Annotated in this window: 18 protein-coding genes; 3 read left to right on the forward strand and 15 right to left on the reverse strand. The window is 72.1% G+C overall.

Features of this window, described 5'->3' with window-relative positions:
* Positions 1-5: 5 nt before the first annotated feature.
* The 11 genes from ACFY16_RS38830 to ACFY16_RS38880 form a co-directional block, all read right to left on the reverse strand.
* Positions 6-962: an ABC transporter substrate-binding protein gene (locus tag ACFY16_RS38830; protein ID WP_390651943.1), complete on the reverse strand. Its 957-nt coding sequence runs from the start codon at positions 960-962 to the stop codon at positions 6-8.
* Position 963: 1 nt separating this feature from the next.
* Positions 964-2907, reverse strand: a complete 1944-nt coding sequence (locus ACFY16_RS38835; RefSeq protein ID WP_390651944.1) for an ABC transporter permease — start codon at positions 2905-2907, stop codon at positions 964-966.
* Positions 2907-4007, reverse strand: a complete 1101-nt coding sequence (locus ACFY16_RS38840; RefSeq protein ID WP_390651945.1) for a glycine betaine/L-proline ABC transporter ATP-binding protein — start codon at positions 4005-4007, stop codon at positions 2907-2909. Before ACFY16_RS38840 ends, ACFY16_RS38835 begins: the two co-directional genes overlap by 1 nt.
* On the reverse strand, positions 4007-5554 hold the full coding sequence (locus tag ACFY16_RS38845) for a GMC family oxidoreductase (protein ID WP_390651946.1): 1548 nt from the start codon (positions 5552-5554) through the stop codon (positions 4007-4009). Before ACFY16_RS38845 ends, ACFY16_RS38840 begins: the two co-directional genes overlap by 1 nt.
* 45 nt (positions 5555-5599) lie before the next feature.
* Positions 5600-7126, reverse strand: coding sequence for an aldehyde dehydrogenase family protein (locus tag ACFY16_RS38850; protein ID WP_390651947.1), 1527 nt, complete (start codon positions 7124-7126; stop codon positions 5600-5602).
* 211 nt (positions 7127-7337) lie between these two features.
* Positions 7338-8291 carry a hypothetical protein gene (locus ACFY16_RS38855; RefSeq protein WP_390651948.1) on the reverse strand — a complete coding sequence of 318 codons (954 nt, stop codon included), beginning with the start codon at positions 8289-8291 and terminating at the stop codon, positions 7338-7340.
* Positions 8292-8433: 142 nt separating this feature from the next.
* Positions 8434-9423, reverse strand: a complete 990-nt coding sequence (locus tag ACFY16_RS38860; protein WP_390651949.1) for a malate dehydrogenase — start codon at positions 9421-9423, stop codon at positions 8434-8436.
* 372 nt (positions 9424-9795) lie between these two features.
* Positions 9796-11049: a DUF2690 domain-containing protein gene (locus ACFY16_RS38865; RefSeq protein ID WP_390651950.1), complete on the reverse strand. Its 1254-nt coding sequence runs from the start codon at positions 11047-11049 to the stop codon at positions 9796-9798.
* Between the two features lie 314 nt (positions 11050-11363).
* Positions 11364-11825, reverse strand: a complete 462-nt coding sequence (locus ACFY16_RS38870; RefSeq protein ID WP_390651951.1) for a helix-turn-helix domain-containing protein — start codon at positions 11823-11825, stop codon at positions 11364-11366.
* Between the two features lie 227 nt (positions 11826-12052).
* Positions 12053-12619 (reverse strand): DUF3017 domain-containing protein, encoded by a 567-nt coding sequence (locus ACFY16_RS38875; protein ID WP_390651952.1) that lies wholly within the window; start codon positions 12617-12619, stop codon positions 12053-12055.
* Complete coding sequence (locus ACFY16_RS38880) at positions 12609-13463, reverse strand: bifunctional methylenetetrahydrofolate dehydrogenase/methenyltetrahydrofolate cyclohydrolase (RefSeq protein ID WP_390651953.1); 855 nt, start codon at positions 13461-13463, stop codon at positions 12609-12611. The genes ACFY16_RS38875 and ACFY16_RS38880 overlap by 11 nt, the downstream gene beginning before the upstream one ends.
* 263 nt (positions 13464-13726) lie before the next feature.
* Between ACFY16_RS38880 and ACFY16_RS38885 the strand changes: the two genes are divergently transcribed.
* Positions 13727-14350, forward strand: a complete 624-nt coding sequence (locus ACFY16_RS38885; RefSeq protein ID WP_390651954.1) for a hypothetical protein — start codon at positions 13727-13729, stop codon at positions 14348-14350.
* A gap of 159 nt (positions 14351-14509) precedes the next feature.
* Here ACFY16_RS38885 and purH read toward each other — a convergent pair whose 3' ends face one another.
* Complete coding sequence (purH, locus tag ACFY16_RS38890) at positions 14510-16081, reverse strand: bifunctional phosphoribosylaminoimidazolecarboxamide formyltransferase/IMP cyclohydrolase (protein ID WP_390651955.1); 1572 nt, start codon at positions 16079-16081, stop codon at positions 14510-14512.
* Positions 16078-16707, reverse strand: coding sequence for a phosphoribosylglycinamide formyltransferase (gene purN / locus ACFY16_RS38895; RefSeq protein WP_390651956.1), 630 nt, complete (start codon positions 16705-16707; stop codon positions 16078-16080). The genes purH and purN overlap by 4 nt, the downstream gene beginning before the upstream one ends.
* Positions 16708-16982: 275 nt before the next feature.
* Here purN and ACFY16_RS38900 point away from each other — a divergent pair, with 275 nt between their 5' ends.
* Complete coding sequence (locus ACFY16_RS38900) at positions 16983-17792, forward strand: hypothetical protein (RefSeq protein ID WP_390651957.1); 810 nt, start codon at positions 16983-16985, stop codon at positions 17790-17792.
* 116 nt (positions 17793-17908) lie between these two features.
* Here the strand turns inward: ACFY16_RS38900 and ACFY16_RS38905 are convergent, their stop codons facing one another.
* Positions 17909-19684: a DUF6350 family protein gene (locus tag ACFY16_RS38905; RefSeq protein WP_390651958.1), complete on the reverse strand. Its 1776-nt coding sequence runs from the start codon at positions 19682-19684 to the stop codon at positions 17909-17911.
* Between the two features lie 96 nt (positions 19685-19780).
* Between ACFY16_RS38905 and ACFY16_RS38910 the strand changes: the two genes are divergently transcribed.
* Positions 19781-20896, forward strand: a complete 1116-nt coding sequence (locus ACFY16_RS38910; protein ID WP_390651959.1) for a helix-turn-helix domain-containing protein — start codon at positions 19781-19783, stop codon at positions 20894-20896.
* A gap of 58 nt (positions 20897-20954) precedes the next feature.
* Here the strand turns inward: ACFY16_RS38910 and sucD are convergent, their stop codons facing one another.
* Positions 20955-21839: a succinate--CoA ligase subunit alpha gene (gene sucD / locus ACFY16_RS38915; protein ID WP_390651960.1), complete on the reverse strand. Its 885-nt coding sequence runs from the start codon at positions 21837-21839 to the stop codon at positions 20955-20957.
* Between the last annotated feature and the right edge of the window lie 3 nt (positions 21840-21842).

Below are 21842 nucleotides of genomic sequence, written 5' to 3' on the forward strand. Positions count from 1 at the left end.
GACCCTCAGGACAGCCACGCCTTCCACGTCGAGGGGTGGCTGTCCACCCACTTCTTCGCCGCCTCCTCGGGGCTCAGCTTCTGGTCGGCGATCATCAGGGAGACCTCGTTCTGGTCCTCGGTCGTCCACTTGAACTTCTTCAGGAACGCGGCCGCCTTGCCCCCGCTCTTCGCGAAGTCCGCGTTGAGGTACTTCTGCAGCGGGGTGTGCGGATAGGCGCAGGCGACCTTCGCCGCGTCCGCGTCGCAGCCCTCCTTGTACGCCGGCAGCTTCACCTCGGTCATCGGGACCTTCTTGAAGAGCCACTGCGGCGCGTACCAGTAGGTGAGGAAGGGCTTCTTCTCCTTCGCGAACTGCTTGATCTGGGTGATCTGCGCGGCCTCCGAGCCGGCGAACACCACCTGGTAGTCCAGCTTCAGGTTGTTCACCAACGCCTTGTCGTTGGTGACGTAGGAGGGCGAACCGTCCATCAGCTGACCCTTGCCGCCGCTCTCGGCGGTGCGCAGCAGCGAGGCGTACTTGTCGAGGTTCTTCCAGTCGGTGACGTCGGGGTGCTCCTTGGCGAAGTACGTCGGGACGTACCACCCGATGTGCCCGGTGACGCCGAGGCCGCCGCCGGAGGCGATCGTCTTCTTGTCGTCGACGTACCGCTTCTCCTGGTCGGGGTGGCCCCAGTCCTCCAGGATCGCGTCGACCCGGCCCTGGCTGAGGGCGTCCCAGGCGGGGACCTCGTCGACCTGGACGGTGTCGACGCGGTAGCCGAGCTTGTGTTCCAGGAGGTACTGGGCCACGGACACGTTGGCCTGGGCGCCCACCCAGGACTGCACGGACAGGGTCACGGTCTTCGCGCCCTGGGCGCCCGCGAAGGGCGAGGCCTGCTTGGTCATGTCGGCGGCGCCGCAGCCGGTCAGCAGCAGGAGGGCCGCCGCGCCGGCCACCGCGGATGTCGTACGAAGTCGCATGTCACGCTCCCTTCTTCGGGCGTCGCTCGGTCGGCTGGGTCACCCGGTCGAGCATCAGGCCGAGACAGACGATCGCGGCGCCGGCCACCAGGCCGGTCGCGAGGTCGCCCTGCGCGAGGCCGAAGACGGCGTCGTAGCCGAGCGCGCCACCGCCGACCAGGCCGCCGATGATGACGACGGCGAGCACCAGGACCACGCCCTGGTTGACGGCGAGCAGCAACGACCGCCGGGCGAGCGGGAGCTGGACCTGCCACAGCTGCTGGCCGCTGGTCGCGCCGAGCGAGCGGGCCGCCTCCATCGCGGCCGGGTCGACCTGGCGCAGGCCCTGGGTGGTGATGCGGACGACGGCCGGGAGCGCGTACACGATCGCGGCGGCCACCGCCGGCGCGCGGCCTACGCCGAAGAGCGCCACGACCGGGATCAGGTACACGAACTGCGGCATCGTCTGGAAGACGTCCAGGACGGGGCGCAGCGCTCGTTCGAAGCGGTCGCTGCGGGCGGCCGCGATGCCCGTCGCGAAACCGAGGACGAGGGTGACGGCGACGGCCGCGAGGACCTGCGACAGCGTGTCCAGGGACGGTTCCCACACGCCGAGCACGCCGATCGCGGCCATGGCGAGGACGGCGGTGAGCGCGGTGCGCCAGGTGCCGATCAGCCAGGCGAGGGCCGCGACGACGAGCAGCACCGACCACCAGGGCAGCCACTGGAGGCCGTCGCGGAGCGGGTCCAGGACCCAGGTGGTGAAGTGACCCGCCCAGTCGGCGGTGCCGCCCACGTACGGGACGCCCGAGTACAGGTGGGCGGTCATCCAGTCGACGACGCGGTTGACCGGCTCGGCGATGTGCACCGTCCAGGCGTCGGGCCAGTCGAGGCGGCCCGCCAGGCGGCCGACGAGGGCTACGGCGACGATGGCGGCAATGGCGTACGCGCCCTGCGCTCGCCGGGGTTCCGCGTGGCCGAGGTTCTCCCCGGCAGCGCCCGTCACCCGGTCCAGGACGACGGCGAGCAGCACGATCGGGATTCCGGCGGCGAGCGCCGCGCCCACGTCGACCGAGGCCAGCGCCTGGTAGACGCGGTCGCCGAGGCCGCCCGCGCCGATCACCGACGCGATGACGGCCATGGACAGCGCCATCATGATCGTCTGGTTGAGGCCGAGGAGGAGTTCCCTGCGGGCGAGCGGGATCCGGGCGGTGAGCAGGCGCTGGCGGCCGGTGGCGCCCAGCGACTCGACGGCCTCCAGGACCCCCTGGTCGGCACCGCGCAGGCCGAGCGCGGTGAGGCGGGCCATGGGCGGGGCGGCGTAGACGACGGTGGCCAGGACGGCGGCCGGGACGCCGATGCCGAAGACGAGCACGACCGGAAGCAGGTAGGCGAAGGCGGGCATGACCTGCATGGTGTCGAGGACCGGGCGCAGCGCTCGGTCCATGCGGTCGGACAGGCCCGCGGCGAGACCGAGCAGGGCGCCCACGGCGACGGACGCGAGGACCGCCGCCACCATGAGGGCGAGCGTCTGCATGGTCGGCACCCACATGCCGAGCAGACCGCAGACGAGGAACGCGGCGGCCGTGCCGAGCGCGAGGCGTACCCCGGCGACCCGCCAGGCGACGAGCGCGCCGAAGGCCGTCACGCCCGCCCAGCCGGCGCCGAGAAGCACCAGGTACACGGCGCGCACGGCGAGGACGACCGCGTTGCTGACGTAGCCGAAGAAGTAGAGGAACAGGGGGTGGCTGTCGCGGTTGTCGATGATCCAGTCGCTGGCCCTGGACAGCGGCCCGGACAGGTCGACGGTGAGCGCGTGCGGCCAGCTGCCGTCGGCCCAGCGGGCGCCCGCGAGGGGCACGAGGACGGCCGCGGCGAGCGCGAGGAGCACAAGCTTGGCCACGGCACGGTGTCTGAGGATGCCCGGCAGGGCCGTGCGCGGGGCGGGAGCGGTGACCGTCGCCATCACGCCGCCTCCTTCTGGGACTCCTCGTGCGGCTCCGTTCCGGCGACCACGCCGAGCAACCGCTCGTGGTCGACGACCCCCAGACAGTGGCCGTCCCGCACCACACAGGCCGCCCGGCCGCTGTCGGCGACGATCCTGATCGCGTCGGCGACGACGGTGTCGGGGGCGAGGGCGCCGGGGTGGTCCGGGCCGCCGCAGTCGCCGGTGCGCATGGCCGTACGCACGGTCATGACCTGCTCGCGCGGGACGTCCCGGACGAACTCGCGTACGTAGTCGTCGGCCGGGGAGCCGACGATCTCCTCCGGGGTGCCGAGCTGCACGATGCGGCCGTCGCGCATGAGGGCGATGCGGTCACCGAGTTTGAGGGCCTCGTTCAGGTCGTGGGTGATGAAGACCATCGTGCGGCCCTCCTCGCGGTGCAGCCGGATCACCTCCTCCTGCATGTCGCGCCGGATCAGCGGGTCGAGCGCGCTGAACGGCTCGTCGAAGAGGAGGACCTCGGGGTCGACGGCGAGCGCGCGGGCCAGGCCGACGCGCTGCTGCTGGCCGCCGGACAGCTGGCCGGGCCGCCGCTGCTCCATGCCCTCCAGGCCGACCTTGGCGACGACCTCGGCGGCCCGCGCACGGCGCTCGCCCCGCGACACGCCCTGGATCTCCAGGCCGTACGCCACGTTGTCGAGGACCGTGCGGTGGGGGAGCAGGCCGAAGTGCTGGAAGACCATCGCGGCCCGGTGGCGGCGCAGTTCGCGCAGCCGCGCCCGGTCCATGGCGCGGACGTCCTCGCCGTCGATGGCGATGGTGCCCGCGGTCGGTTCGATCAGCCGGGTGAGGCAGCGCACCAGCGTGGACTTGCCGGATCCGGACAGGCCCATGACGACGAACACCTCGCCCTTGCGCACCTCGAAGCCCACGTCACGGACGGCGGCCGTGCAGCCGGTGCGGGAGCGCAGCTCGGCGGGGGCCAGGGCGGTGAGCTCGGGGTCGGCGGGAACCTGCTCGGGCTTCGGGCCGAACACCTTCCACAGGCCCTGGACGGAGAAGACGGGAGTGCCGCTCTTCACGACAGGGGCACCGCTCGTCACGACGGGAGTACCGCTCATCACACACCCCTTCCGATCAGGTCCACGGCCCGCTCACCGACCATCAGCACCCCGACCATCGGGTTCACGGCGGGCATGGTCGGGAAGACGGACGCGTCGGCGATGCGGATGCCGTCCAGGCCGCGGATGCGCAACTCGGGGTCGACGACCGCCTGTACGTCGTCGGCGGCGCCCATGCGGCAGGTGCCCGCCGGGTGGTACACGGTGTGCGCGACCTTGCGGGCGTACTCGCTCAGCTCCGCGTCGCCCAGCACCTCGGGTCCGGGGCACACCTCGCGCTTGAGCCAGCCGGCCAGCGGCTCGGTCTGCGCGATCTCGCGGGCGATGCGGATCCCGTCGACGAGGGTGCGGCCGTCGTAGTCGTCCTCGTCGGTGAAGTAGCGGAAGTCGAGGGCGGGCTTGACGGATGGATCCGCGCTGGTGAGGTAGAGCCGGCCGCGGCTCTTCGGCTTGGGGATGTTCGGCGTCATGGAGACGCCGAACTCCGGGCGTTCGTAACCCAGTCGCTCCGGATTGTCCGTGAACGGGACCTGGTAGAAGTGGAACATCAGGTCCGGGCCCGCATGCTCGGGGTCGCGGCGCACGAACAGGCCGGCGTCGGAGTCCATCGCGGAGTTCTCCGGGATGGGTCCGTGGGTCTCCCAGACGATCACCGACTCGGGGTGGTCGAGCAGGTTCTCGCCGACGCCGGGCAGGTCGTGCGCGACGGGGATACCGAGGGCTTCGAGGTCCTCGCGGGGGCCGATGCCGGAGTGCAGCAGCAGCCGGGGCGAGTCGACGGCGCCGGCGCACAACAGGACCTCGCGCCGGGCCCGTACGAGGGTCTCCTCGCCGTCCTTGCCGCGCACGTGCACGCCCTCGGCGCGGGTGCCGTTCAGCTCCAGCCGGTACGCCCAGGTCTCCAGCAGGATCGTCAGGTTCGGCCGCTCGTCCATCACCGGGTGCAGGTACGCCACCGACGCGCTGGAGCGCTTGTTGTTCTCGGGGTGATAGGCGAGATCGAAGAAGCCGGCGCCGTCCGTGAACGGCTTCTTGTTGAAGCCCTCGACGCGGGGGACGCCGAGCGCCTGCTGTGCCGCGTCGACGAAGTCGCGGGCGATGGCGTTTCGGTCCTTCTCGTCGACCGGGACGATGTTGTTGAGGAGGCGGGCGTAGTACGCCTCCATCGGCACCGCTCCCCAGCCCTTGGCGCCGGCCGCCTCCCACTCGTCCCAGTCGGACGGCAGCGGCTTGAAGGCGATGAGGGTGTTGTGGGAGGAGCAGCCGCCGAGGACGCGGGCCCGGCTGTGCCGGATGTGCGAGTTGCCGCGGGGCTGTTCGGTGGTCGGGTAGTCGTAGTCCAGCTCGCCGCCGAGCAGGCCCATCCAGCGGCGCAGGGTGAGGACGTCCTCGCGGCCGACGTCGCTGGGGCCGCCCTCGATGACGGCGACGGTGACGTCCGGGTTCTCGGTGAGGCGGGAGGCGATGACGGATCCGGCGGTGCCGCCGCCTATGACGACGTAGTCGTATTCGTGGGTGTTCTCGGCGTTCTCGGCATTCTCGGGCATGGGGTGGTGCTCCAAAATGTGGGGGGTTGGGCTGAGTCGGGGGGCTCAGCCCGTGAACCAGCGCACCGGGCGCGGTGCGAGGTTCTGGTAGACGTGCTTGGTCTCGCGGTACTCGGCGAGTCCGGCGGGGCCGAGCTCGCGGCCCACTCCGCTCTTTCCGAAGCCGCCCCACTCCGCCTGCGGGAGGTAGGGGTGGAAGTCGTTGATCCAGACGGTGCCGTGCCGCAGCCGGCCCGCGACCCGGCGGGCGCGTCCGGCATCGGCGGTCCAGACGGCGCCGGCGAGGCCGTACTCGGTGTCGTTGGCGAGCGCGACCGCCTCGTCCTCGGTGCGGAAGGTCTCGACGGTGAGCACCGGCCCGAAGACCTCCTCCCGTACGACCCGCATCTCGCGGTGGCACTGGTCGAGGACCGTCGGCTCGTAGAAGTAGCCGGTGGCGGGCCTGGTCTCAGTGGGGTCCGGTCGCCTGCCGCCGGTGCGCAGCACCGCGCCCTCGGCGAGCGCGGAGGCGACATACGCCTCGACCTTGGCGCGCTGCTGCTCGGAGACGAGCGGGCCGCACTCGACGCCGTCCTCGGTGCCGCGGCCGAGGCGGATACGGCTTGCCCTGCGGGCGAGTTCGGCGACGAAGCGTTCGCGGACGGACTCCTCCACGATGAGGCGGGCACCGGCCGAGCAGACCTGACCGCTGTGGATGAAGGCCGCGTTGAGGGCCTGGTCGACGGCGGTGTCGAAGGCCTCGTCGGTGGCGCAGGCGTCGGCGAAGACGACGTTGGGGTTCTTGCCGCCGAGTTCGAGGGCGACCTTCTTCACGGTCGGGGCGGCGGCCCGGGCGACCTTCGTGCCGCTGATGAGGCCGCCGGTGAAGGAGACCAGGTCGACGTCGGGGTGCTCGGCGAGACGGGCGCCGACCGAATGGCCGGGCCCGGTGACGAGGTTCGCGACACCGGCGGGCAGCCCGGCCTCGACGAGCAGATCGATGAGGGCGACGGTGGTGAGCGGGGTGATCTCACTCGGCTTGATCACGAAGGTGTTGCCGGCCGCGAGAGCAGGGGCGACTTTCCAACTGGCCTGGAGGAGGGGGTAGTTCCAGGGCGTGATCAGGGCGCACACGCCGACGGGTTCGTGTACGACGACGCTGTGGATGTCGGGCGAGCCCGCGTCGACGACGCGGCCGGGGGCCTCCGCGGCGACGAGGTCGGCGAAGTACCGGAAGGCGTCGGCGACGCAGTCGATGTCGACCCGGCCCTCCTCGAGGGTCTTGCCCGCGTCCCGGCTCTCCAGGAGCCCGAGCGTCTCGCGGTCGCGCACGAGGAGGTCGGCGACGCGACGCAGCAGCGCGGCACGCTCGGCGACCGGGGTGCGGGGCCACTCCCCCTGGCCGCCGTCGAAGGCGGCACGGGCGGCCGCCACGGCCAGGTCGGTGTCCTTCTCGTCACCCTCGGCGACCACGGCGAACGGCCGGGCGTCCGCGGGGTCGAGGATCTCGCGCGTGGCGCCGGAGACGGCTTCACGCCATTCCCCTCCCGCGTGGATGGTCCTGTGCGCCTGGAGTTCCGTTCTGTCGGCCATGATCGGTGTTGCCTTCCGTTCCTGTTCAGCACCCCTGTGTGACATGGATGTCACTCACCGGGACCGTGAGCGCATGCCCTCGACCTCCGGATGCATGCGCGATTGACGGCCGAAAGTGCGCCGTGTCACTGGCCATTAGGACAAACAGGGACGAAAGGTGAGACGGACGGGCACGCGCGCCATGCGAGCGAGCGACGGTTCCCGCCGGGACCTACGCGCACGCCCCGCCCGGCGGGCAGAAGGAGGCCACGGCCGTGGTGAGGGGTTCGCGGACCAGACCGGGGGCGAGGTCCTCGGGGCCGCTGACGCGGATCGCGTAGAGGGTGCCGTCGGCCGCCCGGAAGCGGTGGTCGATCACCTGTCGGGGGCCGTCGTTCGCGTCGTCGTAGCGGTAGGTCAGCTCGGACCAGGTGGTGTCGGACCTGCGGACGAGGGCCCGGTAGCCGGGCTGGCGTGCGAAGCCGTAGCCGGGGTCGTTCTCGGCGAGGTCCAGGGACTCGGCCGGGGTGCGCTCGGCGAGCGCGAAGACCTGGAGCCGGCGGCCGTCGGCCGGGGAGTCGTAGTAGACGACCGGGGCCTTCTCGCCCTGCTTCTGTCTGCGGGTCCAGCCCTCGGGGACGGCGATGGTGTAGCCGACCGGGTCGCGGGCCGTGCGATAGCCCGGGGCGGCCGACACGGACGGGGAGACCCGCGCCGAAGCCGACGCCGACGCCGACGGGGTGGTCGCCGGGGGCGAGGAGGTCACGCTGACGCTTGCGTGCGGGGTGGTTCCGGTCGCGGTGGAGTGGTCGCGGGCGAGGTACCAGACCCCGGCTCCGGTGCCCGCGCCGAGGACGACGGTGGCGGTGAGGACGAGCAGCAGACGGGCGGCCCCGGGAGAACGAGCGGGGGCGGGCGCGGGTGCGTACATGGGTGCGGGCGCCCAGGGCGGCGGGAGGGTTCCGCCGGACTCGGCCGGCGGTGGGGCCCACGGCGGCGGAGGCGTTCCGCCGGTCTCGGGCGGCGGTGGGGCCCACGGCGGCGGGAGCGTCCCGCCGGTCTGTGTCTCCGCCGAGGCCCACGGCGGGGTGGAGCCGTCCTCGGCGGCCCAGGCCGCGCGGCCGCTCTCCTCGCTCGGCTCGTGCTCCGACCCCGAGCTGTGGCCGTCCCATCCGAATCCGCCCATCGCGAACCCCCCGAATGCCCTGCCGGGTACCGCTTCCGACGGTAGCGGCGAAAACGGCCACAGGCCCTGTTCCGGTCGGAACCGGAACAGGGCCTGTGCGGGGCCGTGACAGAACCTCGAAGGTTCAGCGTGCGCGGAAGGCTCAGATGAGGCCGAGGCCGCGGACCGCGTCGCGCTCCTCCTCGAGCTCCTTGACGGAGGCGTCGATGCGGGCGCGGGAGAACTCGTTGATGTCCAGGCCCTGGACGATCTCGTACTTGCCGTCCTTGGTGGTGACCGGGAAGGAGGAGATCAGGCCCTCCGGGACGCCGTAGGAGCCGTCCGACGGGATGCCCATGGAGGTCCAGTCACCCTCGGCGGTGCCGTTGACCCACGTGTACACGTGGTCGATGGCGGCGTTGGCGGCGGAGGCCGCGGAGGAAGCGCCACGGGCCTCGATGATCGCCGCGCCGCGCTTGGCGACGGTCGGGATAAAGTCCTCGGCCAGCCACTTCTCGTCGTTCACGGTCTCGGCGGCGTTCTTGCCGGCGACCGTGGCGTGGAAGATGTCCGGGTACTGGGTGGCGGAGTGGTTGCCCCAGATGGTCAGGCGCTTGATGTCCGCGACCGTGGAGCCCGTCTTCTTCGCGAGCTGGGTCAGCGCACGGTTGTGGTCCAGGCGGGTCATCGCGGTGAAGCGCTCGGCCGGTACGTCCGGGGCGGCGGCCTGCGCGATGAGCGCGTTGGTGTTGGCCGGGTTACCGACGACGAGGACCTTGATGTCGTCCGCGGCGTGGTCGTTGATGGCCTTGCCCTGCGGCTTGAAGATGCCACCGTTCGCGGAGAGCAGGTCACCGCGCTCCATGCCCTTGGTGCGCGGGCGGGCGCCCACGAGGAGGGCGACGTTCGTGCCGTCGAAGGCGACGTTCGGATCGTCCGTGATGTCGATGCCCTGCAGGAGGGGGAACGCGCAGTCGTCCAGCTCCATGGCCGTGCCCTCGGCGGCCTTCAGCGCCGGGGTGATCTCCAGCAGGCGCAGCTTGACCGGCACGTCCGCGCCGAGCAGCTGGCCGGAGGCGATGCGGAAGAGCAGGGCGTAACCGATCTGGCCGGCCGCGCCGGTGACGGTGACGTTCACGGGAGTGCGGGTCATGGCGTTCTCCGTATGACAGCTGGCGGTGGGGCGTCCCTGCCCCGGGGGTTCGGGATCCCCGCCACCGGCTTGTGACCGGCGCCCGCCACGATGATCGATCATCGGTACGGATGATCGATCTCTTGGCGTCAAGAGATCCGTCGCTCAGGCTATCGCGCATCCGGGATCTCGGATGCGCGGCCCCGTGTGGCCCGCCCCACAGAGTGACACCGACGGGGCAAAAGGAGGCGGCCGCCGGTCCGGGAGAGGAGGAACAGGCGGCCGCCGTGGGGGTACCGGATTGCCGGACTCCCGTGGGGGTAACCTCCGCCTGCCCCGGATGCCGGTGGCCATGCCTGCCTCACGCCGATTTGTTTCGACGCCTGCCGGCGCCTACTGGGTGCACCCCTTCCGCCCGGACGCCAGCGTCGCGCACGCCGTCGCCTCGCCCGCGTCCTTCACGGCCACCATCGGTGTGTACGCGATGGTGTCCCCGGCGGTGGTGATGTTCCCGGACTGCTTGGCCGTACCGACGCTCACCTGGACCGCGTCCCCCTGCGTGGCCTGCGTGATGCGTCCCCACGCCGCCCCGCAGGTCTCGCTGTAGCGGACCTCGACGACGGTCGTGCCGACGGTGGCGGTCTTGGTGGTGGTCACCAGGTCGCCGCTGCAGCCCATGCTCTCCGCGTCCTTGCCGGTGCAGCCGGCGCCGCCGCACTTCACCCCGGCGGGCAGATCGAGGTCGGTGCTCGCGGACGGCGAGGGCGAGCCGGTCGCGCCCTCGCTCTTCTTCTCGCCGCCGTTGCCGGGGAAGAAGAGCACCGCGGCCACGACGACGAGGGCACCGACGGCACCCGCGAGGAACATCGTCGCCCGCCGCTTCCCCCGCGAGGAGCCGGAGCCGTCCGCCGACGCGCCGACGCCCGGCCCGGCACCCTGTGGCGGTTCGCCGTAGGGACGCGAGATCGGCGTCGGAACCGGATCCGGCCCCGGCGTTCCCGGCGCGGATGCCGGCGACGCACCGGTGTACCCCGCGAGCCCCCACGAGTTGCCGCCCGAGGAGCCGGAACCGGGTCCGGAACCGGACGTGGATCCCGGCTTGGATCCGGAACCGGAGACGGAGCCGGAGCCGGAGCCGGATCCGCTCCGTGAGGCGGCGTCGCGCTCCCGGGCGTCGGCGTCGGGTGCCGTCGGCTGCGGCGGCACCGTCGGGGCGACGCCCGCGGGGCCCGCGATCCCGGGGGCCACCGTGGCACTGCCACCCTTGCGGGCCGTCTTGCCCGGCTTGGCGTTCGCGGGCGGCGCACCGAACTCCCCCAGCTCGGCACGCGCCTGGGAGATGCGGATCGCCTCCATGGTCCTGTCGTGACGCATCTCCGAACGGCTCCAGGCGCGTTCGGCGAGCTCCCACATCGTGGTCAGGTGGATCGGATTGGTGCCGGTGACCTCGGCCAGGGCGACGATCGCGCCCTTGGGCGCGAGGAGCCGGCCGTTGAGGTAACGCTCCCAGGACGTCTTGCTGTAGCCCGTGCGGTCGGCCACCGCCGCGATGCTCAAACCGCTGCGGTCCACCAGTCGCCGCAGCTGACTGGCGAACTCCCGCACCTGCGGATCGAGTTCATCCGGTAAGGCCCTCCAACGAGGCATTGAACCCCCCTCTTCCCCCCCGGTACGTGCCGGTCGTTCCCCGTGCGTGACGCCCTGCCCCGAGTCCCCGTTCTGGCTACCCACAGGGATGCGCCCGGTAAGGCCCTCAGTTCCCGGGGCAGGGGCGCACGGGAGCATTCGGGCCCGTGGGCATGCACCCTTGCACGCCTGGCTGACCTCGGGACGTCCCGGACCGTCCCGATTGGACACGTTAGCCGCGCTGTACAGCCGATTCGGGATACTTCCCGAACTTGTCAATTCATCGACACAACGGGGACACACCCGTGACCTCGCCCGCCCCAGGGGTGATCAGGTCACCCAGCCACCACGGCACCGACGACGGCGGTGAGCAGCAGAACGAGCAGCAGCAGAACGGCGTACAGCAGCAGGCGTCCGGCGGGCTTCGGCGGCGGTTCCTCCTCCGGACGCTCCCACCACGGGACGGTCGGGTCGTCCTCGTACACCTCGCCGCCCGCCCCCTGCGCGGGCTCCGCCACCGGGCGGGGCCAGGCCTCGACCGCCAGTTCCCAGCGCACACCGAAGCGTTCGGCGTCCGGACCGTCCAGGCCCGCGACGCGGCAGAGCGCGGTCACGGCCTGCCGCGGCGGGGGCTGTACGGCGTTGAGATAGCGCTGCCAGGAGGACTTGCTGTACGCGGTGCGCGCGCCGAGCGAGGCCAGGCTGAGGCCTGTGCGGTCCTTCAGGAGCCGCAGTTGTTCCACGAAGTGCCGCACCTCCGGCGGCAGCCCGTCCGGCAGCGGCTGCCAGCCGCCCATCGTCCACCTCCACGGCGTTCCTCACGTTGCCCGATCGAGGGACGACACGGGACGGCGATCGGTTCCCGGACGCACCCTCGTAGCGGAACGGTCACTTCCGTGCCACAGCGCACAGACAGCCGTTGAACAGCACATTCACGGCGGGGGAGGGTGGTTTCCGGCGGCGGTCCGTCCTTCATCGGGGGTGAGGACGGACCGCCGTACGGGAAGCGAGGCCTCGGGCTCGCTCAGCTGCTGACGGTGAAGTGCAGCGCGCCCTTCAGGAACGGGATCACCAGCCACGGGTTGGGCTGTGCCATCAGCGCCAGCAGCACGATGGCGAGGCCCAGCACGCCGTAGGTGGTGATGTCCGTGAAGCGGGAGCGCACCGCGAGCATGCCGACGCCGGGCAGTATCCAGCGCATGACGGCTCCGGCGAGCAGGGCGACGCCGATCAGTATCGTCCCGATCCGGAACAGGTCCAGCGCCGTCAGCAGCAGGCCGAGCGCGACCACGATGAGCACGGCGAGGATCGGCCACTGCCGGGCGGGCGCCGGGGCGTCACCGGCGGCGGCCCGGCCGCCGCCTTCGGGGCGCGCGGTGTCCTTGGTGAACAGCGGGAACCGGCGCGTGGTGCGCCTCGGCCTCCCCTCGGCGTCGGGCGCGCCGACCGGATCGCGGACGGTGAGTTCCGCGTCGCCGTACGAGTCACCCTGCGCGTCGCCTTGCGTCTCACCGCGCTTGTCGCTTCGCGCGTCGTCCTCCGCGGTGTCCAGCGCGGACTCCTGCGGGGTGCCCCCCGCCTCAGCCGACACTGCGCTCCGCCGCCTCGACCACGTTGACGAGCAGCTGGGCACGGGTCATCGGGCCGACCCCGCCGGGGTTCGGGGAGATCCAGCCGGCGACCTCGGCGACGCCCGGGTGGACGTCTCCGACGATCTTGCCCTCGGCGTTGCGCGAGACGCCGACGTCGAGCACGGCGGCGCCCGGCTTGACGTCCTCGGGGCGGATCAGGTGCGCGAAACCGGCCGCGGCGACGATGATGTCGGCGCGCTTGAGGTGGGCGGACAGATCGCGGGTGCCGGTGTGGCACTGGGTCACCGTCGCGTTCTCGCTGCGCCGCGTCAGCAGCAGCGGCATCGAACGCCCGATGGTGACGCCACGGCCCACGACCACGACCTCGGCGCCCTTGGTCTCCACGCCGTGGCGGCGCAGCAGGGTCAGCACACCGTTGGGGGTGCAGGGCAGCGGCGCGGGCTCGTTGAGTACCAGCCGGCCGAGGTTCGTCGGGTGGAGGCCGTCGGCGTCCTTGTGCGGGTCCATCAGTTCGAGGATGCGGTTCTCGTCGATGCCCTTGGGCAGCGGCAGCTGGACGATGTACCCGGTGCACGCCGGGTCGTCGTTCAGCTCCCGGACGACCGCCTCGATCTCCTCCTGCGTCGCCGTGGCGGGCAGCTCGCGCTGGATGGACGCGATACCGACCTCTGCGCAGTCGCGGTGCTTGCCGGCGACGTACTTCTGGCTGCCGGGGTCGTCCCCGACGAGGATCGTGCCGAGGCCGGGCGTGATGCCCTTCTCCTTCAGCGCCGCCACGCGGGCGGTCAGATCGGACTTGATCTCAGCTGCGGTGGCCTTGCCATCGAGAATCTGGGCGGTCATGACCCCATCCTCCCGGATGACCGCCCCTTGGTTCCAATCCGGGTCCATACCGCGCCGCTCGGCCCGTATCCCCCCATGATCGACGATGTTGCACTTGCACAACACATGCGGAATGCGGCTGGACAAGTAAGAGGCGACTAAAGAACGATGAGCAGCACAGTGCCGCGGGCAGTACCGGGGGGACGGACCGCATCTGTAGAACTTTCCTCCGAACCGTGCCGCGCGTCGTCCCCGCACTTGGGCAACACGGAGGAAGGACCGCCATGAGTTTCGGCGACCCGAACAACCCCTACGGGCAGCCGCCCCAGCAGCCGCCGGCCGCTCCCGGCTACGGGTACCCGCAGCATCCGCCCGGCGTTCCGCCGCAGGGTTACGGCTACCCGCAGCAGCCGGCGTACCCCGGTTACGCCGGGGCGAACACGCTGCCGCAGTCGATGCCCGGTCTGATGGTGACCGCGCGGGTCCTGCTCTACATCGTGGCGGGTGTCCAGGTCCTCATCGGCATCTTCGCCATCTTCGGCGCCGCGACGATCAACGACGCCTCCAACTCGGGCGAGGACGCCTTCGGCAGCAACGACTTCTCCGACATCGGCCACGCCTCGGCCGGCATCATCTTCGTCGTCGCCGTGCTCTTCCTGGCCCTCGCGGGACTGTCGATCACCCTGGGCGTGAAGTTCACCCGCGGCGGCCAGGGCATCCGCATCACCACCATGATCTACGGCATCCTGGGCGCCCTCTTCGGCGTCCTCATCCTGATCGGCGCGGCCGACGCCGGCTCCTCGGCCGCCCTGGTGTGGGCGCTGCTGTGGATCGGCTTCGGCGGCATCATGGCGGCGGCGATGATCGCCCCGTCGGGCTCGGCCTGGTTCAACCGCCCGCGGTACTGAACGGGCCGAACGCGCCGGAGATTCGCGCCAGCAACACCCGAGGGCCGTGTCTCACCCCCGCGGAGGGGGAGAGACACGGCCCTGGTGTCTTCGGCGAGGCGGCCGAGCGATCGGGCGATCGGACGACCCGAGCGCTCAGCCGATCAGGCGATCAGGCGATCAGTGGAAGAAGTGCCGCGTCCCGGTGAAGTACATCGTGACGCCCGCCTTCTGCGCGGCCTCCACGACCAGCTCGTCACGGACCGAGCCGCCGGGCTGGACCACGGCCTTGACGCCGGCCGCGGTGAGGATCTCCAGGCCGTCGGGGAACGGGAAGAAGGCGTCGGAGGCGGCGTACGAGCCGCGCGCCCGCTCCTCACCGGCCCGCTCCACCGCCAGCTTCGCGGAGTCGACCCGGTTGACCTGGCCCATGCCGACGCCGACCGAGGCGCCGTCCTTGGCGAGCAGGATGGCGTTGGACTTCACGGCCCGGCAGGCCTTCCAGGCGAAGGAGAGCTCGGCGAGCTCGTCCGCGGTGAGCGCCTCACCGGTCGCCAGCGTCCAGTTGGCGGGGTCGTCGCCGTCGGCCTGGAGGCGGTCGGTCACCTGGAGCAGCGCGCCGCCGTCGATGGGCTTGACCTCGGCGGGGTGCGAGGGCGCCGTCGGGGCCTTCAGCACCCGGATGTTCTTCTTCTTGGCGAGTGCCTCCAGAGCACCCTCCTCGTAGTCGGGCGCGACGATGACCTCGGTGAAGATCTCGGCGACCTGCTCCGCCATCTCCTTGCTGACCGGCCGGTTGACGGCGATGACGCCGCCGAACGCGGACAGCGGGTCGCAGGCGTGCGCCTTGCGGTGCGCCTCGGCGACGTCCGCGCCGATCGCGATGCCGCAGGGGTTGGCGTGCTTGATGATCGCGACGCAGGGCTCGTCGTGGTCGTACGCGGCACGGCGGGCGGCGTCCGTGTCCGTGTAGTTGTTGTACGACATCTCCTTGCCGTGCAGCTGCTCGGCCTCGGCGAGGCCGGCGCCCGTGCCGTCGACGTAGAGGGCGGCCGGCTGGTGCGGGTTCTCGCCGTAGCGCAGGGTGCTCTTGCGCTCCAGCGTGGCGCCGACGAAGTCGGGGAACAGCGAGTCGTCGACGGGGGCGTAGGAGCTCGCGAACCAGCCCGCGACCGCGATGTCGTACGACGCCGTGTGCTGGAAGGCCTCGGCGGCCAGCCGCTTGCGGGCGCCCAGGTCGAAGCCGCCGTCCCGGACCGCGGCGAGGACGTCGCCGTACCGCGCCGGGCTGGTCACCACGGCGACCGACGGGTGGTTCTTGGCGGCGGCACGCACCATCGACGGACCGCCGATGTCGATCTGCTCGACGCACTCGTCGGGGGAGGCGCCCGAGGCGACGGTCTCGCGGAACGGGTAGAGGTTGACGACGACGAGGTCGAACGGCTCGACACCCAGCTCGGCGAGCTGCTCGCGGTGGCTGTCCAGCCGCAGGTCGGCGAGGATGCCCGCGTGGACCTTGGGGTGCAGGGTCTTGACCCGGCCGTCCAGGCACTCGGGGAAGCCGGTGAGCTCCTCCACCTTGGTGACGGGGACGCCGGCGTCGGCGATACGGGCGGCCGTGGACCCGGTGGAGACGAGCTCGACACCGGCCTCCTGCAGCCCGCGCGCGAGCTCCTCGAGCCCGGTCTTGTCGTAGACGCTGACGAGCGCGCGACGGATGGCCCGCTTGTTGCTCTCGGCGGTGGCGGTCACTGGATAACTACCTTTCGTCCCTCAATGCGATAGCCGTTGCGGGCGAGCCGCCCCACGACATCGACGAGCAGCCTTCGCTCGACTTCCTTGATGCGCTCGTGCAGAGCGCTCTCGTCGTCCTCGTCCCGGATCTCCACCACGCCCTGAGCGATGATCGGTCCGGTGTCGACGCCGTCGTCGACGAAGTGGACGGTGCAGCCGGTGACCCTGGCGCCGTACGCGAGCGCGTCCCGCACACCGTGGGCTCCGGGAAAACTGGGCAGCAGGGCGGGGTGCGTGTTGACGAACCGCCCGCCGAACCGGGCGAGGAACGCCTTCCCCACGATCTTCATGAACCCGGCCGACACGACGAGGTCGGGCTCGTAGGCGGAGACGGCCTCGGTGAGGGCCGTGTCCCACTCCTCCCGGCTGCCGTAGTCCTTCACCTTCGTCACGAAGGTCGGCAGCCCGGCGCGCTCGGCGCGCGCGAGCCCCTCGATGCCGTCGCGGTCGGCGCCTACGGCCACGATCTCGGCTCCGTACGCCTCGACGCCGGCGCTCGCGATGGCGTCGAGGAGCGCCTGCAGATTGGTGCCGGATCCGGAGACCAGCACGACGAGGCGCTTGGCCACGGGCTTGGCGGCCACGGTGGGGCCCTTTCTCGGGGAAGCGTTTGTACAGTCGTACGAATGCTTCGCGCCCCCGGATACGGGGAAGTCTACGAAGCGGCCGACCGTCAGCAACGATACCGGCACACGGGGCGGCCCCCACGGGACGGGGGCGTGGCCGGAAGGTAGCGTCTGGGAGGAGCGGGCTCGGGAACGCGGTCGTTGTGCGGCGCGTTCACGAAGTGACAGCTCACGCAGGGACCAGAACCCGTCGCGACACCAGTCGTATTCACCAAGGGGAAGACGCTCACTTGATGCCGGACCGCAGCCAGCGACTCCTCACGCTCCCCCCGCAGTCGGTGCAGGGAGCGGTGCGCAGCGGGGTGCTGCTGCGCGAGCACCCCGCCTCGCCGCCCGACGCGTCCTCGGGCAAGAAGAACGGCGGCGAGCAGGGCGGAAACGGCCCGGCCCAGGAGGACAACCCGTTCGCGCCGCCGCCGGAGGGCACGCCCGACCGGCCGTGGCAGCCGCGCCGCCCGGCGGGCGGCGAGGGCGAAGACGGCGGCTCCGGCGGTTCCGGCGGCTCCCCGTGGGGCAGCCAGTGGAGCGACCGGCAGCCCGGCCGCTCCCAGGGCGGCTTCGGCGAGCGCCCCGGCAACGGCAACAACAACGGCAACGGCGGTGGTCCCGAGGGACCGTCCGGCGGCGGCCCCGGCAGCGGTATGCGCTGGGACCCGACCGACCCGGTCCAGCGCCGTGCGCGCTTCGCCCTCCTGTCCGGCATGTGGGCCTTCTTCTTCGCCCTCTTCAGCTGGCCCTATGTGGCCCTGCTGCTCGGCGCCCTGGCCCTCTACTGGGGCATCAGCGCCCTGCGGACCAAGCCCCGCGCCGCCGACCCGAACACCCCCGCCACCGACACCGGCGGCCGCCCCCAGACCACGGCCGCGGTGAGCGGCCTGGTCACGGCGTCCCTGGCCATCGCCCTGGTCGCCGCGGGCTTCACCGCGCAACTCGTCTACCGCGACTACTACACCTGCACGACCGACGCCCTCACCAACGAGGCCAAACAGTCCTGCAAGCAGCTTCTGCCGGAGGAGCTGCGGGGGGTACTGGGCACGAGCTGACGGTCGACGACTGTCTTCGACGCCGGTCCGTATGACCCGGCCCGCCGGCCCTGGGACGGGATGGGGTCCCAGAGGTCTGGGCAGGGGCGGCGGGGGCGAGACGCCTCTCGGTGACGTCAGTGCCCGGGCGCCCCGCCAGGGGCGTCCTCCGGCGAGCCGGACACGTCCCTCAGCGCCGCCCAGCGAGCCTCGCGGAAGGCGTCGTCGTACCAGAGCTCGGACGTCGGCTCGACGGCCGGCGGATCGGCGGGCAGGAGGTCGTACAGGCTCTCGTGCTCGCTGTGCTCCTCGGTGTCCTGGCGGCTCCCCGGCATCGTCCCTCGCCCCGTCGAGTCCTGCCCCCGCCCCTGCCCCCGGAACAGCCGGCCGCCCGGCGAGCGCCCCGGCCTCCGCATCCGTAGCCGATGCCGACGCCCGCTGGAACGTCCTTCCAGCTGCGCCTCTCCCGACGTGTCCGCCGACTCCTCCTTCGGCGTCTCCCCCCGTGGCCCGCCGAGCTCCTGCCCCGCCCCCCGACCGCCCCTGCACCGCCACTCCCGCACCACCACCGCCACCGGAACCCCCGCCCCCACCGTCCACACCAGCGTCGCCCCGCCCACCTGCCACCACACCGGCCCGAAGCGGGCGAGCGCGGCGACGCCGAGCGGTCCGCCCGCCAGCGCGGCGAGCACGGCCAGCGCCACCGCGCACAGCAGGGCCGCCAGCACAGCGGAGACAAGGGTCCGCCCACGCGACCAGACCCCCACCCTCTGCTTCCCCACCTCCTGCGTCCCCACCGCCGACGCCGCTCCGGCGATGAACCACCCCACCGTCATCCCGGCCGCCACCGGCACCGCCACGGACGCCCAGTTCAGCGGTGTTCCGGGGCCCGCATGCGGTACCGCCGCCAGCAGGGGGAACGGCGGGAGCAGCGGGGCGGGAGCAGAGGACAGGGGGCCCGTCACATGGCCGACGCCCAGCGCGAAGCCGGGGCCGGCGGCGTACGCGGCCGCCCACACCACCGCGTTCGGGATCAGCACGAGGCACAGGAGCAGGACGGCGAACCGTCCGGACCAGCCGTCCGTCAGCTGCCAGAAGGACGCGCGCGCCGCCCCTCCGTGCCACACCAGCGACGCTCCCACCAGCAGCGCGCCGCCACCGAAGAACACCGCCGTGCCGGCCCCCGCGGCTCGTGCGACGGCCCTGAGTCGTACCCGGGCGTCCGCCCCGAGCACGTCCGCCCCGAGAACGAGTCGCCGCAGCGCGCCCGGCAGCAGGACCAGCACGCTGTCCATGGGATCGTGGGGCCGCCCGTACGCCGTCCACACCCCCGCCCCGGCCGCCACCGCGGCGACCAGCGGCAGGCACGCCGCCGTCCACGCCCACGAGGGCCGCAGCGCGCCGCCCGCGGCATAGAGGGAGGCGGTCGCGCCGACGGCGAGGTAGCCGAGGACGACGCCCACCCATGCCGTGCCCGCGGCCACCCGCGGTCCCTCCGCATCCGCATCCGCCTCCCCCTCCGCGCCCCCATCCGTGTCCACGTCTCCGCCGCCGTCCGCCACGTCCCGTGCCGCCCGGTACACCAGCCAGGCCGGCAGCGCGAGCAGCAGCATGGGGGTGACGCCCAGGGGGGCCGGGACGCCGGAGAGGGTGTCGGTGCGGACCAGCTCGGCACCGTGCGCCAGCAGCCACAGGGCGGCGGCGGCGTGCAGGGCGCCGCCCGGCCCGCTGTCGGGGTACGGCGAACTGATCCACAGCGCCAGCACGAGCACGGCGAACGAGCCGAGCCCCAGCCCCGCGGCGACGGCACCACCCAGGAAGCTCGCGGCGAGTCCGGGCGAACGGTCGCGCATCCGGGTGAGCAGGGGCGACAACGACGGTCGGCGAACGGTCATCTGGATCACGACCGTCATGCTCCCAACGACACGCGCTTTCCCGTCGTAACAGGCGAACTTCCGCCGTGTCACTCAATATATGTTTATGTACTTTTTCGTACGAAAGGGCACCCTGTGACACAGAGCCCTGCACCCCCGCTCCCCCCGCCCGAGGAATGCCGACGCCTGCGTGAGAAGGCCTCTCTGACGCAGGACCAGATCGCGGCACGGGTGGGCGTCACGCGGAAGACGGTGCGCGCATGGGAGGCCGGCCGCACGGCTCCGCGGGGCCGGAAACGGGAAGAGTACGCCAAGCTGCTGGCCGCGTCCGCCGAGCCCGAGAGCGGCATGACGACCGGTCAGGACACGGCGGGCGACACCGAGGTGACCGCACGTCTGGAGAAGCAGGCACCGGCGGCCGCCGAGCCATGGAAGCCCCCCGGGACGACCGACGCTCTGACGCCCGCTCAGGCCTTCGACGCGCTGTACGCCTTCTGCGCCCCCGCCCTCGTACGCCAGACGTACCTGCTCACCGGGCGCCGCGAGCTCGCGCGCGAGTCCGTCGAACGGTCCTTCCAGCTCGCCTGGCAGCGCTGGCCCGAGGTGGCACAAGACCGCGACCCGGCGGGCTGGGTTCGGGCGACGGCGTACGAGTACGCGCTCTCCCCCTGGCACCGCTTCCGCCTGCGCTACCGGCACCCCGAACCCCCGCCCGCCGACGCCACCGACCGCGCGCTGCTGGACGCACTGCTCAAACTCCCGCCGCCGCACCGCCGCACCCTCCTTCTCTACGACGGTGTCGGCCTCGGTCTGCCGGAGACCGCGGCGGAGACGGAGGCGAGCACCCGGGCGGCAGCGAAACGGCTGCTGCACGCGCGCGAGGCCTTCGCGGCGTGCCTGCCGCAGCTCGCGGAGCCGTCCGGCCTGCACCGGCGGCTGACCGAACTGGCCTCCACGGAACGCCTCCAGGCCGCCAAGCCGACGACCGTGCGGGTGAGCGGCGAACGCAGGGCACGCTTCTGGACCCGGGCCGCGATCGCCTTCACGGTCGCCATCGTCGGCGCGACCTCCCTCACCCTGCGCACCGCACCCACGCGCTACGAGCCACCGGTGCCCGCCGGGGAGACGGTACGGGGAGTCCCGCCGAAGGCTGCGCCGGGCACCCTCTCGCACAGGGAACTGACCTTGCGGGCCAAGCTGCGCTCGGAGGCGCAGCACGGGCCGGAGAGGCTGGTGCCTCTGTCGCGCTGAGCATGCGGAAAGGCCCGCACCCCCGTGAGGGTGCGGGCCCTTGCGTCATGCCAGAGCGTCAGCCCGCGAGGATCTCGCGCGCGAGCTTCGCCGTCTCGGTCGGCGTCTTGCCGACCTTGACGCCGGCGGCCTCGAGGGCCTCCTTCTTGGCGGCGGCCGTACCGGAGGAGCCGGAGACGATGGCGCCGGCGTGGCCCATGGTCTTGCCCTCGGGCGCGGTGAAGCCCGCGACGTAGCCGACGACCGGCTTGGTCACGTTCTCCTTGATGTACGCCGCGGCCCGCTCCTCGGCGTCGCCGCCGATCTCACCGATCATGACGATCAGGTCCGTGTCGGGGTCGGCCTCGAACGCGGCGAGCGCGTCGATGTGCGTGGTGCCGATGACCGGGTCGCCACCGATGCCGACGGCCGACGAGAAGCCGATGTCACGGAGCTCGTACATCATCTGGTACGTCAGCGTGCCGGACTTCGAGACCAGGCCGATGCGGCCCGGCTTGGTGATGTCGCCCGGGATGATGCCGGCGTTCGACTGGCCGGGGGTGATGAGACCCGGGCAGTTGGGGCCGATGATGCGGGTCTTGTTGCCCTGCGACACGGCGTACGCGTAGAACGCGGCCGAGTCGTGGACGGCGATGCCCTCGGTGATGACGACCGCGAGGGGGATCTCCGCGTCGATCGCCTCGACGACGGCGGCCTTGGCGAAGGCCGGCGGTACGAAGAGGACGGATACGTTCGCGCCCGTCTTCTCGATCGCCTCGGCGACGGTGCCGAAGACCGGGATCTCGGTGCCGTCGACGTCGACGGTCGTGCCCGCCTTGCGCGGGTTCACGCCACCGACGATGTTCGTGCCGTCGGCGAGCATGAGCTTGGTGTGCTTCATGCCCGTGGAGCCGGTCATGCCCTGGACGATGACCTTGGAGTCCTTGTTGAGGAAGATAGCCATGGC

Source organism: Streptomyces sp. NPDC001315 (genome assembly GCF_042896175.1).
Classification (GTDB): Bacteria; Actinomycetota; Actinomycetes; order Streptomycetales; family Streptomycetaceae; genus Streptomyces.

Bases quoted from the DNA above. Each gene is read 5' to 3' on its own strand.
- ACFY16_RS38845 (WP_390651946.1), bottom strand. From the start codon at position 5,554: ATGCCCGAGAATGCCGAGAACGCCGAGAACACCCACGAATACGACTAC.
- ACFY16_RS38860 (WP_390651949.1), bottom strand. From the start codon at position 9,423: ATGACCCGCACTCCCGTGAACGTCACCGTCACCGGCGCGGCCGGCCAG.
- ACFY16_RS38905 (WP_390651958.1), bottom strand. From the start codon at position 19,684: ATGACGGTCGTGATCCAGATGACCGTTCGCCGACCGTCGTTGTCGCCC.
- ACFY16_RS38855 (WP_390651948.1), bottom strand. From the start codon at position 8,291: ATGGGCGGATTCGGATGGGACGGCCACAGCTCGGGGTCGGAGCACGAG.
- ACFY16_RS38835 (WP_390651944.1), bottom strand. From the start codon at position 2,907: ATGGCGACGGTCACCGCTCCCGCCCCGCGCACGGCCCTGCCGGGCATC.
- ACFY16_RS38830 (WP_390651943.1), bottom strand. From the start codon at position 962: ATGCGACTTCGTACGACATCCGCGGTGGCCGGCGCGGCGGCCCTCCTG.
- ACFY16_RS38900 (WP_390651957.1), top strand. From the start codon at position 16,983: ATGCCGGACCGCAGCCAGCGACTCCTCACGCTCCCCCCGCAGTCGGTG.
- ACFY16_RS38840 (WP_390651945.1), bottom strand. From the start codon at position 4,007: ATGAGCGGTACTCCCGTCGTGACGAGCGGTGCCCCTGTCGTGAAGAGC.
- ACFY16_RS38885 (WP_390651954.1), top strand. From the start codon at position 13,727: ATGAGTTTCGGCGACCCGAACAACCCCTACGGGCAGCCGCCCCAGCAG.
- ACFY16_RS38850 (WP_390651947.1), bottom strand. From the start codon at position 7,126: ATGGCCGACAGAACGGAACTCCAGGCGCACAGGACCATCCACGCGGGA.
- ACFY16_RS38870 (WP_390651951.1), bottom strand. From the start codon at position 11,825: ATGGGCGGCTGGCAGCCGCTGCCGGACGGGCTGCCGCCGGAGGTGCGG.
- ACFY16_RS38880 (WP_390651953.1), bottom strand. From the start codon at position 13,463: ATGACCGCCCAGATTCTCGATGGCAAGGCCACCGCAGCTGAGATCAAG.
- sucD (WP_390651960.1), bottom strand. From the start codon at position 21,839: ATGGCTATCTTCCTCAACAAGGACTCCAAGGTCATCGTCCAGGGCATG.
- ACFY16_RS38865 (WP_390651950.1), bottom strand. From the start codon at position 11,049: ATGCCTCGTTGGAGGGCCTTACCGGATGAACTCGATCCGCAGGTGCGG.